This window comes from Pseudomonas sp. MS01C9, assembly GCF_058202755.1.
This window is the reverse complement of the sequence record NZ_CM177073.1, coordinates 5,039,011-5,051,038: the sequence shown is the minus strand read 5'-3', so window position 1 is coordinate 5,051,038 and position 12,028 is coordinate 5,039,011. Positions and strand designations below refer to the sequence as shown.

The window sequence follows — 12,028 nt, the reverse complement described above, 5'->3', positions numbered from 1 at the left end:
GTTGCGCCTAAAATGTACCAACCGGTTAGTTCGGTCAATAACCCAGGCCTGCCCACCGTACAAAGCGTGCGATTATCGGCTAGGGAAAGTCCTCGGAATTGAGCACTGGCAGGCAGGTCTACAACGGATTTGTATCGGTCTGTATATGAACCCGCGACAGATACGAAACCGTCGATTTCGCCCTCTCCCGCCACACAGCGTCGATACATCCAGGCGTTTAACTGTGATCACCGGACAGCAACACCCTTCGCTGCCACGGACCCAATCCACTTGAACGCAAGGAGAACCACCATGCTCAGTTTCTCGAAGATATCCTCCCTGGCACTGGCCCTGACCCTGGTTGGCGGGGTCGGCGTGGCGAATGTCGCCTCGGCGAGCGCAACGCCCCACAGCCAGGCTGCGCAACACCTGGCTGAAGGCGGGTCCGACCGTTTGCTGGAACGCCGTGTCGCCGAAGGTGGCTCCGACCGCTTGCTGGAACGTCGTGTCGCCGAGGGCGGGTCCGATCGCTTGCTGGAACGTCGTGTCGCCGAAGGCGGCTCCGACCGCTTGCTGGAACGTCGTGTCGCCGAAGGCGGGTCCGATCGCTTGCTGGAACGTCGTGTCGCCGAGGGCGGGTCCGACCGCTTGCTGGAGAATCGTGTCGCCGAAGGCGGCGCCGATCGCTTGCAGGAGCTGCGCGAACGCAGCGCCGCGACCGTCGCCTGAAGGTCCCGTCAATGCCCTTCGAGAAGCTGCGTGGCGTGACAGAGAGTGCCGCCACGCCAGCTTCGAGACGGCTCGCAAAGCACCAGTGGCTTCAACTGAGTACCACTACCCCACCCGGTAATTCGATGCATCGGGCCCCGTAGGCGTCGCGGATCAGCAGCGCCACGCCAGCCAGTTGATCGAGACGGAAACGCGCCTGGACCTTGCGCTGGCCCAACTCACGATTGAGCAGCAACAACATGCCCGGACGGTAGCGGTTGATTTCATCGATGACGCTGGCCAACGTGGCGTCGTTGAAGACCAGCACTTGCTCGCGCCAGGCAACGGCAGCCGATACATCGGCGTTCTGTGGCTGGCCGGTACGGCCATTGCCGTAGGTCAATTGCATGCCCGGCTCCAGACGCAAGCTCTGCCCCTGTACCTGCACCTGCACGACGCCTTCCAGGCAGGTAGTGCAGACGCTCTGGTCCACGTAGCGGATGTTGAACCGTGCCCGTGCAGCGCTGATCCAGCCGGTGCCGGCCTGGACGCTGACCGTCGAGACACTGCGCCCCTGCACTTCGATCTCTCCAGCCAGCAACTCCAGTGCCTGCCCTCCCTCTGCCAGCGCACGGCGACTCAGGCGGGTCTGGGTATTGAGCTCCAGGCTGATTCCATCGCCCAGTTCCACCCGCCGCTGCTCGCCAACCTCGGTGACGTAGTCGGCTCCCAGCCCGGAAATTCCGCCGGGCACCATCGTCCTGATCAACAGGAAACCCGCCGATGCCGCGATGGCCCCGCCCAGGAATGCCCGACGGCCGAAATGCCGCGGTGCCTGCATGGCCTCGGCGGCCGGCAGCAGCCCCTGCCAAAGCGCCTTGGCCTGCTCGAATGCCTGGGCGTGCGCGGGGCTTTGCCCACACCATTGGCGCAAGGCCCGGGCATCGGCCACGGTGGCCCGTCCCGAGGTCAGCAGGATCAGCCAGTCTCGGGCTTCGTCGGCCAGTCGAGCCTCTGGCGTGGCATCAGGGGAAGCGATGCTGAAGATGTTCAAGCGCACACGTACTCACGAATTGATCCGATCCAAGGGTTGTACGTAAAGTCGCCACGCGGCGAGCAGGCCAGGCGAAAACAGCCGAGCAAGCGCAGTTGACGGGTTGCCAATGAGCGTTGCGAGCCTGTTCTCAACGGCAGCAGGGTCGTCGCGCAGGCACTTTTCGTACACAGCCTAACCTTCAAGACTGTTTTCCCGCCCCGGGACCGAACCGTTGGATGACTTTTCTTTCCAGGCGTTGGGCGCAATGCCCCAGCGCGGCCTTGATTTCCTTCTCCACCATCCGGGTGGAAATACCGAATCGCTGGGAAATTTCCAGGTGCGGTGCTTCTTCCAGGCGCGCCGCGATGAAAATCCTGCGCCGGCGCGCCGGCAATTCATACAGTGCCTTGAGCAAGGTCTGCAGTTCCTTCTGCCCGCTCACGACCCGGGCCGGGTCCAGCGCCTCATCCGAAACCTGCAGCAGTTCGTCGATCTCGCCGCCGGTCAGCAGGCGAGCATCGGCTTGCCGTCGGTCGGCGGCGATGTTCAGGGCCATGCGATACAGATAGGCGTTGGGCTGGGCGATGTCCGGTGTGTCGTCCATGCGATCGACTCGCAGGTAGGTCTCGTGCAACACATCGTTGGCCAGTTCCTCGGAACCCAGGCGTCGGCGCAGGCGAACCTTGAAATCCTCGTAGGAGGTGAGGAAAAGCCTGACCATCGGGTTGCGACCAGTGTCTTTCATTGCCCGAACACCCCTTCCCCTGCTGTGCATTCCATGCGTTTTCCTGATGAGTCGGGTAACAAGAGCAGGGTCACCGGCTGGCGCAACGACGTGGGCGCCGGGCGGTCGATCCTGAGGTTCTGCATACTGTTGACCAGGGCCTTGTCACGCATCAGATTCCCGGTGGAAGCGACCAGGCGAGTGTGCTGGACCACCCCGTCGCGGCCGATCCACACCTGCAGCAACGCGCGAAAGCTGCCCGGACGGGTCAGTGGCGACGCACACAAATTGCGTTGGATGACCGCCTGGATGGCCGCCGCATAATTGCCTTCACTCAACCCCGGCGCAGCGCCGGGGGGCAGCGCGACTTCACGGACCCGCACCGGCTGCAACGTGAAGGCGTCCGCCCGGGCGTAATGCGCCGCAAGCCCTGTACCGCGCAGCAATACGTTCAAGGCTTCGGAAGGCGTGAATCGCCCCTGGACACCCAGGGTCTGGCGTCGGCTCGACAACCCGTGGTCCACCAGCACCGCCATGCCGGTCGCCCGGCTGAACTGCTCCAGCGCCGTGGTCAATGCCTGGGGCGCGATGTCCAGCTCCACCAGGCCAACAGCCCGCACCGGAGCGGCCAGCAGACACAACCACACCATCAGCCAACCCAAGGGGGGCCTGGTCAATCCACGCCTGCATCCACCCCTGGCGCTGCCTTGCTGCACGACTGACGTATCCGTTGAAAAACGTCATCCTGAGGGCTGTTTATGAATGTCGTATGACACCTGATACAAATCCCTCGGACCGCACTAGACTGATGCCCTGACAACGCGCCGTCCGCGGTGACGGGCCAGGAGGTCAGCGATGAAACAGTGGATGGGCATGACGGCGGGAGTGGGATTGTTCACGGTGCTTTGCAGCGCCTGGGGCGACGAGGCGCCGGCCTGTATCGAGGTGACGGTGGGTGGCTACAAGACCCCCGACTACAACTGCCTGAGCCGTCAGATGGGCAACGATCCACAGGCCGCGGCCGCCGCTCGACAGGCCCGGGAAGCCCTGGACGTGCCCGTCGAGCGGCGGCCGCCCAACAGCGTCGGCCTGGCAACGCCGGCGGCTACCGGGGTGCGCATGGGCAATACGTTCGGCACGTCGGCCAAGCCCCAGAGGCCAGCCAGCGGCCAATGACTTCGCTGCGCCTCAACAGCCGTCCGGGTGCCGTGTCGATCAAGCGCTGGGACTCTGACGGAAACTCACCGCCAGACGGTTCCAGGCGTTGATGGTGCTGATCGCCAGGGTCAGGTCCACCAGCTCTTCTTCGGCGAACTGACTACGGGCCAGGGCATAGACGTCATCCGGCACCTGGCTTTCGGCCAATAGCGTGACCGCTTCGGTCCAGGCCAGGGCGGCACGTTCGCGCAGGTTGAAAAAGCCGCTGTCGCGCCAGACCGCCACGGCGTAGAGGCGTCGTTCGGTCTCACCCTGGCGTCGCGCGTCCACCGAGTGCATGTCCGTGCAAAAGGCGCAGCCGTTGAGCTGCGAGGCACGAATCTTGATCAGGTGCAGCAGCGCCGGCTCGATGCTCAGGCGACTGGCCAGCGCTTCCAGGCCGATCATCGCTTTCATCGCCCCGGGGGAGGCGCTGTAGTAATCCAGACGCTGGCTCATGGCGGGCTCCGTGGCGTTCGATAGCGTCACGGTAGGGCCTGCGGGCCGCCAGGGACAGGTCCAATTCAACGAAAAAACCGGGACCACCGTCCAGAAGCCAATAGGCGGGATTTTCACCACGCAACTTCTACGCGCTTATCCAATACGGGTAATCTTGCCCCTTTGATGCTCGCCGCAACCAATTGCCCCAGGAGCCAGCGGGTATGGAACTTCATGTCGTCATCAACGGCCGCAAGGACCTGACGAGCCAGTTGTATCAACAATTACGCAGCGCCATCGAAAGCGGCCGCCTGGCCGCCGGTACCCAACTGCCCCCCAGCCGGTTGCTGGCCGAACAGCTGGGGGTGTCTCGCAAGACGGTTTCCGATACTTATGCGCAGCTCACCTATGAGAACTTCCTGACCGGCATCATAGGCAAGGGCACCTACGTCAACGCCCGTCCGGCCAGGATCGTGCACAAGCAGAGCCACCGGGAGCTGGCCGGCGCCGAGGTGGTGCAAGCCTGGCGCAACATGCCGGACCTGATGCGCCACCCCAGCGTCGAGAGTGCCCTGCGCTACGACTTCATCGGTGGCGCCACCGGCAAGGGCCAGTTTCCCCTGGACGACTGGCGCCGCTGCACCGCCCATGCCCTGCGCCAGATCGCCAGCCACAAGGGTTTCTATAGCCAGCCCGAAGGCCTGCCGGCGCTGCGCAATGCCATTGCCCGGCACGTCGCGTTTTCCCGCGGGGTCAATTGCCAGGATGACGACGTGGTGGTGTGCAACGGCGCACAACAGGCCCTGGACCTGATCTCGCGAGTACTGACCTGTCCCGGTAGCCTGGTGTCCATGGAAGACCCGGGCTACCCACCGGCGCGCCTGCTGTTCGGTTCCCATGGGGCGACGGTGGCCGGCGTGCCGGTGGACGAGCAAGGCATGCGCGTGGACCTGATTCCCGACGGTACGCGGCTGATCTACGTGACCCCTTCCCACCAGTTCCCGTTGGGCATGCCCATGAGCCAGGCGCGGCGCCAGGCCTTGCTGGCAAGGGCCTACGAGCTGGGGGCGATCATCATCGAGGACGACTACGACAGCGAGTTCCGCTACGAAGGACGCCCTGCCGACTCCCTGCAGAGCATGGACGAACGCGGCATCGTGGCGTACGTCGGGACCTTCTCCAAGACGCTGCTGCCGGAACTGCGGCTCGGTTACGCCATCTTGCCACCGGCCATTCTCGAAGCGGTGATCCTGGCCAAGCGCCTCACCGACCAGCACACCTCCACCCTGCCCCAATGGGCCTTGGCCAAGTTCATCGCCGAGGGCTGCCTGCTCAAGCACATCCGTCGATGCCACACCCTCTACGCCGGTCGGCGCGAACGCATCCTGGCCCGCATGGCCGGGGACCTGTCTCCCTGGTTCGAAGCCGTGCCCACCACCGCGGGCTTTCACCTGGCGGTACTGTGCAAGGTGCCGATCGACCTGGCGCTGGTGATCGAGCTGGCGAAGAAAGCCGAAATCGGCTTGTACAGCCTCGACGGCTTCTTCAACGAAGCGCCGGTCCGCCCGGGCCTGTTCCTGGGTTTTGGCGCGATCGAAACCCTGGACATCGACACCGCCCTGGACCGCTTGCGGGACATCCTGCAACAGCTCGCCTGAGGCGATTGGACTGGTCATTTATCCGCCCATTGGCTGTTTTAGCCTTGGCCTGGGGGGCCTATCCTGCACAGGTGCCGTTGAGTGCCGAACAACCCCGTCCGACTTGATTCAGGAGCCAGCGCAATGACTCGCCAAGTGATCAATACCGTACAGGTGCAGGCTGCCGCCGGCCGCTCGGAAGAGCTGGGCCGGCAATTGCAGCAGATCGTCGAAACCCTGCGTGCCCAGCCGGGCTGCGACGCCTATATGGTCGACCGTTGCCCGGAGGACGGCGATCGCTGGACCGTCAGCGCCCGCTGGCAATCGGAAGCGGCCATGCAGGCCCACTTCAATTGCCCCGAAGTGCAAGGCTTCATCGGCCTGATCGACAATCGCCTGGCCCGCAGCGTGGACTTCAACAGCTTCCCGATTGTCTGAAGGTCGCCGCTTTATTCCTGCCCGGCCAGATTGTGGTGAGGGGATTGATCCGCTCACCACAAAGGGGCTGGCCAGCTCATCGCACTGGCCAGCCTGCCGTGGATTCGCCCCCATCATTGGTCTACTCACCTTCCGCAAGATTGGACGTTTGCTTGCCTCACCCTGGGGCTTAGGGTGGATTCATCGCCGCAACAGCGCGAATCCACTCACAACCACACAGGTCATGTCCCCATGAAAACACTCTGCCTGATCGCCGCCCTCGGCCTGCTGCCCCTCGCCCAGGCCTACGCCCATGAAACCGCGCCTTCGGAAAAGGTCACGGTGCTGCAGGAAAAGGCGTTGAAGAACCTGCCCGGTAAAAAAACCATGATGCTCACGGTCGACTACGCGCCGGGCCAATCCTCCATTGCCCACAAACATGAAGGCACGGCCATGGCCTATGTGCTCGAAGGCGCCATCACCTCACAGGTCAAGGGCGAGCCGGCGACCACCTACAAGGCCGGGGAGTTCTGGTATGAAGCGGCGGGTTCCGAGCACCTGGTCTCGAAAAACGCCAGCGCGACCGAGCCGGCGAAACTGCTGGTGTTCATGGTGATGGGAAAGGATGAAGCGGTATTGATACCGCTGAAAAACTGACGATCACACTACAAGCTCGCTTCCACAGGGGGCCACAGTCAATCCTGAAAGGCAAAAAAGCCCCGCATCTCGCGATGCGGGGCTTTTCATTCAACGCCGGATCAGTTGGCCGTCACGACCGCCTGACCGCTCAACGCCAGGTCCAGCAGTTCGCGGTTGGCCACTGCGTACATGGCGTAGTCGGTACCGTTGGCGGCACGGATGTCCACCAGCATCGCACGCCAGCGCTCGACCATGCTGTGATGCTGCTCCAGCCACAGCGCCAGGCGGGTTTCCACGTCCTGGGTGCCATCGCCCTGTTGCAGGACCGAGATGGTGATCGCCCGCTGCTGCCAGTCGACATCATCGCGGAACGCTTCGCGGGCCAGGGCCTGCCAGTTGTTTTCCACTGGCAAGGCGCTGATCTGCTGCAGGTACCAGGTGACGTCCAGGGCGCTGCCCACGGCGAAGTAGGCCTTGGCCACATCGGCGGCGTTCTGGCCCGTCACGTCGGATGCCTCGATGATCGGCAGCAAGGTGTACAGGTGCGTGGTGCCTGCCACCATGCGCGCCAGCAACTCCGGCACGCCGGCCGCCACATAGGCCTGGTAGCGGGTCTGCCAGCCTTCGCGGGTCGGACCTTCCAGCAGTTCGTCGAGCTTGAGGCCCAACGCCGCCAGGTGCGGACCGAAGTGCGCGACGTCGCGGGCGGCGTTCTGCTCGTTGCGGCGGCTGCGCAGGAACCAGCGCGTCGCGCGGCGTCCCAGGCGCATCAGCTCGTCCATCAGTTCCAGCTGGACGTCCGCCGAGACCTGGTGGTCCAGGGCTTCGATCTGGCGGAACCAGTGTGGAAGGTGAAAGATATCCCGAACGATGACATACGCACCCGCCACGTTCGCCGGGCTCATGCCAGTGGACTCTTTCAGCCGCTGGACGAAAGTGATGCCCATGTGGTTGACCAGGTCGTTGGCGATCTGGGTGCTGACGATCTCGCGCTTGAGACGATGGCGACGCATGGCTTCGGAGAACTTGCTCACCAGGGTCGGCGGGAACGCGGTTTCCATGTCCCGGGTCAGGTAGTCGTCGTCCGGCACCAGGGAGTTGAGCAGCGCCTCCTTGAGGTCGATCTTGCTGTAGGAGATCAGCACCGACAGCTCGGCACGGGTCAGGCCATGGCCCGCCGCGACGCGTTCGGCCAGTTGCTCCTCGGTCGGCAGGAACTCGATGGCGCGGTCCAGCTTGCCCCGGGCTTCCAGGTCGTTCATCAGGCGCTTGTATTCGGCGATCCGCACGAAGGCACGGCGGGCCGCCAGGGACAGGGCCTGGGTCTGCTTGTAGTTGTTGCCCAGCACCAGGCCACCGACTTCGTCGGTCATGCTCGCCAGCAACTGGTTGCGTTGCTTGTCGGTCATGTCGCCGGCCTGCACCACTTCGTTGAGCAGGATCTTGATGTTCACTTCGTGGTCGGAGCAGTCCACGCCACCGGCGTTGTCGATGAAGTCGGTGTTGGTGGCGCCGCCATGCAGGCCGAACTCGACGCGACCCAGCTGGGTCATGCCCAGGTTGCCGCCCTCGCCCACCACCTTGCAGCGCAGCTCGTTGCCGTTCACACGCAGTGCATCGTTGGCCTTGTCGCCGACGTCGGCGTGGCTCTCGCTGCTGGCCTTGACGTAGGTGCCGATACCGCCGTTCCACAACAGGTCCACCGGTGCCTTGAGCAAGGCATTGAGCAGTTCGGTCGGGGTCAGCTTGTCAGCCTTGATGTCGAATCGTTCCTGCATCTGTGGCGTGATGGCGATGCTTTTCGCGCTGCGCGAGAAGATACCGCCGCCTTCGGACATGATGCTGGTGTCGTAGTCGGTCCAGGCCGAACGCGGCAGGTCGAACAGGCGCTTGCGCTCGGCGAAGCTGCTGGCCGGATCCGGATTCGGGTCGACGAAGATGTGCAGGTGGTTGAACGCCGCCACCAGCTGCAGCTTGTCGGACATCAGCAGGCCGTTGCCGAACACGTCGCCGGCCATGTCGCCGATGCCCACCACGGTGATGCTGTCTTCCTGGACATTGATGCCACGCTCGCGGAAGTGGCGCTGCACGCCCACCCACGCGCCCTTGGCGGTGATGCCCATCTTCTTGTGGTCGTAACCGGCCGAGCCGCCCGAGGCGAACGCGTCGCCGAGCCAGAAACCGTAGTCGATGGCGATGCCGTTGGCGATGTCGGAGAAGGTCGCGGTGCCCTTGTCCGCCGCCACCACCAGGTACGGGTCGTCATGGTCATGCCGCACCACGTTGGCCGGCGGCACCAGGGCGCCGTCCTTCAGGTTGTCGGTGATGTCCAGCAGGCCCGAGATGAAGATGCGGTAGCAGGCAACGCCCTCGGCCGCGATCTCGTCCCGGCTGCCGCCCAGTGGCAGGCGACGTGGCAGGAATCCGCCCTTGGCCCCCACCGGCACGATCACCGAGTTCTTAACCTGCTGGGCTTTTACCAGGCCCAGCACTTCGGTGCGGTAATCCTCTTCACGGTCGGACCAGCGCAGGCCGCCGCGAGCCACATTGCCGAAGCGCAGGTGCACGCCCTCGATCCGTGGCGAGTACACGAAGATCTCGAACTTGGGCACCGGCTTGGGCAGTTCCGGGATCAGGTGCGGGTTGAACTTGAAGCTGAAGTACGACTTGTTCTGGCCGTGGGCGTCGGTCTGGTAGAAGTTGGTCCGCAGGGTGGCCTTGATCAGGTCCAGGTAGCGACGCAGGATGCGGTCTTCGTTGAGCACCTGGACATCGTCCAGGGCCGTGAGGATCGCCTGTTCCAGGCGCAGTTGCTTGTCTTCCAGGTCGTCGCCGCTGAGTTTGCGTGCCAGGTAGAAGCGGGTCTTGAACAACCGGGTCAGTTCGCGAGCGATATCGGTGTGGTTGTTCAGGGTGCTGGCGATGTAACCCAGGTCGAAGCCCAGGCGGATCTGCTTCAGGTAACGGGCATAGGCTCGCAGCAGCGCCACATCGCGCCATGGCAGGCCGGCGGTCAGCACCAGACGGTTGAACGCATCGTTCTCGGCATCGCCGCGCACGATGTGCACGAAAGCGTCCTGCAGGGTGTCGTTGAGCTGCTGGATGTCCAGGTCCAGGCCTTCGGCGGCGGTGAAGGCGAAATCGTGGATCCAGAACTCGCGGCCGTTGTTGTGGCGCAGGCGGTACGGGAACTCACCCAGCACGCGCAGGCCGAGGTTTTCCAGGATCGGCAACACGTCGGACAGGGCCAGCGGCGCGTCGGCGTGGTACAGCTTGCAATGCAGCTCGCGCTGGCCGGATACCTGGCCCAATGGCTGGTAGAAGCTCATCACCAGCGGATTGGTTTCGTTCAGGCTCAGCAGGTGCTGCATGTCCACCACCGCCGAATGGGCGGCAAAGCGCTCGCGGTAGCCGGCCGGGAAGCCTTTGGGGAAGTCCGCCAGCACGTTGGTGCCCTGGGCTTCGCCGAAGCTCTCGATGACCAGGCTGGCGTAGTCGTCCTTCCAGCTGCGGCAGGCCTGTACCACTTCCTTTTCCAGCAGCAGCGGGTCGATGTCGATACGGTTCTTCGGGTCCACCCGCAGGATCAACTGCACACGAGCCAGCACGGACTCGGAGAAGAAGGTCCAGAATTCGCAGTCCGTGGCCTTGAGGCGATCCATCAGCACTTGCTGGATCTTCTGGCGCACTTCGGTGGAATAGATGTCGCGCGGCACGTAGGCCAGGCAGTAGCAGAAACGGCCATACGGGTCTTTGCGCAGGAACACGCGGATCTTGTTGCGCTCCTGAATCTGCACGATGGACATCACGGTGCTGAACAGCTCGTCCACCGGCGTCTGGAACAGGTCGTCACGGGGCAGGACTTCCAGTACCTGGGCCAGTTCCTTGCCCAGGTGCGCCTTGGCCTGGAAGCCCGAGCGCCGCTCGATTTCCTCGACCTTGCGGCGGATGTACGGGATGACCCGCACGCTTTCGCCGTACACCGAGGAGGTGTACAGGCCCATGAAACGGCATTCCTTGATGACCTTGCCGTCGGCGTCGATTTCACGGATCGACACATAGTCCGGGTAGGCCGGACGATGGACGCGGCTCGGGTGCGCGGCCTTGGCGAACGACAGCGGAGTCGGTTCACGCAGGTAGTTGACGGCGTAGTCCTCGATGCGCAGGTCATCGGCGGTCAGGCCGGCGCGCAGCAGCCTGGTCAGGCCGAGGAACGAATCGGGGTTGTACTCGATGTGCCCACCCTCGGCATCTTCACGGACCACGAACTCTTCATAGCCCAGGAAGGTGAAGTGGTTGCCCACCAGCCACTCCAGGAAGGTCTTGATTTCGCTCTTTTCATCGGCGTCGATGGCGTAGGCGCTGTTGTCCAGGCCCACCAGGATGTCCTGGACCTTGGCTTTCATCGGTTCGAAGTCGGCCACGGCCACGCGCACTTCACCCAGCACCTGCTCGAGTTCCTTGCTCAGGACGTTGAGTTCGGCGGCGTTGGCGCAGCGGTCGATTTCCAGGTACATCAACGACTCTTGCAGGATCCCCTCGCCCTGGGTGCCCTTGGGCAGGATTTCCAGTAACTCGCCCTTGGCGCCACGGCGCACGCTCAGCACAGTGGTTTGCAGGGTATGGATGCTGTAGCCGCGACGGTTCAGCTCGGTACGCACCGAGTCCACCAGGAATGGCAGGTCGTGGTGCAGCACTTCCACGGCGGTGTGGGTCGATTGCCAGCCGTGACGTTCGTAATCGGGGTTGTACACACGCACCTGCGGTTGCGCGTGATCGAAGCGCTCAAGCAGGCGCCAGGCAGACAGGGTGCAACCGGCGAGGTCGGACAACCGGCGCTGGGTGAGTTCATCGAGGGAAATGATGCCGAAGAATTGTTCAGCGAACAGCGCCACTTGTGGCAGTGCCTGTTCACTGATGTGCTGCGCCAGTACCGCTTGCAGTTGATGCTGGAAGTCGGCTTTGCTGGCTGCGGTGAAGAACGCCATCTGTGGTACTCCGCTTGGGCTTGTTATTGATGAAAGCGTCGTGCAACCCCTCTCGGGCTGCCGGCCATCCTGTTCCTGATTCTCGGGCAGAGGAAACAGGACGACAGGTGGGTGAAGCTGGACAAGACCCGCAGGTCACATTCCTTTTCCATGTAACCTTCCATGTGATGAACACCTGCCAAAAACACCCCACGGTGCTCTTGGCAGGTGCGCATCCGTTGCGCAGCTTAACGAGTGCGACAACGAGCATGCTTGCAGCGCTGCG

General features: G+C 63.5%; 10 protein-coding genes. 5 read left to right on the top strand and 5 right to left on the bottom strand.

All coding sequences use genetic code 11. The features are described from left to right. The first annotated feature begins 291 nt into the window (after positions 1–291). Positions 292–708, top strand: a complete 417-nt coding sequence (locus tag AC1M7R_RS22950; RefSeq protein ID WP_072459551.1) for a hypothetical protein — start codon at positions 292–294, stop codon at positions 706–708. Positions 709–799: 91 nt separating this feature from the next. Here the strand turns inward: AC1M7R_RS22950 and AC1M7R_RS22945 are convergent, their stop codons facing one another. The 3 genes from AC1M7R_RS22945 to AC1M7R_RS22935 form a co-directional block, all read right to left on the bottom strand. After that, a complete protein-coding gene (locus AC1M7R_RS22945) occupies positions 800–1,741 on the bottom strand; it encodes a FecR family protein (RefSeq protein WP_072398949.1) in 942 nt (313 codons plus the stop codon). 181 nt (positions 1,742–1,922) lie between these two features. Continuing rightward, positions 1,923–2,468, bottom strand: a complete 546-nt coding sequence (locus tag AC1M7R_RS22940) for a sigma-70 family RNA polymerase sigma factor (protein WP_072398938.1) — start codon at positions 2,466–2,468, stop codon at positions 1,923–1,925. Beyond that, the gene (locus tag AC1M7R_RS22935; protein ID WP_072398937.1) at positions 2,465–3,097 is read right to left on the bottom strand and encodes a secretin and TonB N-terminal domain-containing protein; all 633 of its coding nucleotides are present in this window, start codon (positions 3,095–3,097) and stop codon (positions 2,465–2,467) included. Before AC1M7R_RS22935 ends, AC1M7R_RS22940 begins: the two co-directional genes overlap by 4 nt. A gap of 205 nt (positions 3,098–3,302) precedes the next feature. Between AC1M7R_RS22935 and AC1M7R_RS22930 the strand changes: the two genes are divergently transcribed. Beyond that, complete coding sequence (locus AC1M7R_RS22930; RefSeq protein WP_072398936.1) at positions 3,303–3,623, top strand: hypothetical protein; 321 nt, start codon at positions 3,303–3,305, stop codon at positions 3,621–3,623. A gap of 39 nt (positions 3,624–3,662) precedes the next feature. Here AC1M7R_RS22930 and AC1M7R_RS22925 read toward each other — a convergent pair whose 3' ends face one another. Continuing rightward, the gene (locus AC1M7R_RS22925) at positions 3,663–4,103 is read right to left on the bottom strand and encodes a carboxymuconolactone decarboxylase family protein (protein WP_072398935.1); all 441 of its coding nucleotides are present in this window, start codon (positions 4,101–4,103) and stop codon (positions 3,663–3,665) included. Positions 4,104–4,306: 203 nt separating this feature from the next. Between AC1M7R_RS22925 and pdxR the strand changes: the two genes are divergently transcribed. The 3 genes from pdxR (at position 4,307) to AC1M7R_RS22910 (ending at position 6,793) form a co-directional block, all read left to right on the top strand. After that, positions 4,307–5,740 (top strand): MocR-like pyridoxine biosynthesis transcription factor PdxR, encoded by a 1,434-nt coding sequence (pdxR, locus tag AC1M7R_RS22920; protein ID WP_315641506.1) that lies wholly within the window; start codon positions 4,307–4,309, stop codon positions 5,738–5,740. Positions 5,741–5,863: 123 nt separating this feature from the next. After that, complete coding sequence (locus tag AC1M7R_RS22915) at positions 5,864–6,157, top strand: antibiotic biosynthesis monooxygenase family protein (RefSeq protein WP_072398933.1); 294 nt, start codon at positions 5,864–5,866, stop codon at positions 6,155–6,157. Between the two features lie 231 nt (positions 6,158–6,388). Continuing rightward, entirely contained in the window at positions 6,389–6,793 is a 405-nt protein-coding gene (locus AC1M7R_RS22910; protein ID WP_072398932.1) for a cupin domain-containing protein, read from the top strand. A gap of 101 nt (positions 6,794–6,894) precedes the next feature. On the opposite strand, the gene AC1M7R_RS22905 is transcribed toward AC1M7R_RS22910, so the two are convergent. Then, entirely contained in the window at positions 6,895–11,763 is a 4,869-nt protein-coding gene (locus tag AC1M7R_RS22905; RefSeq protein ID WP_337349272.1) for an NAD-glutamate dehydrogenase, read from the bottom strand. Between the last annotated feature and the right edge of the window lie 265 nt (positions 11,764–12,028).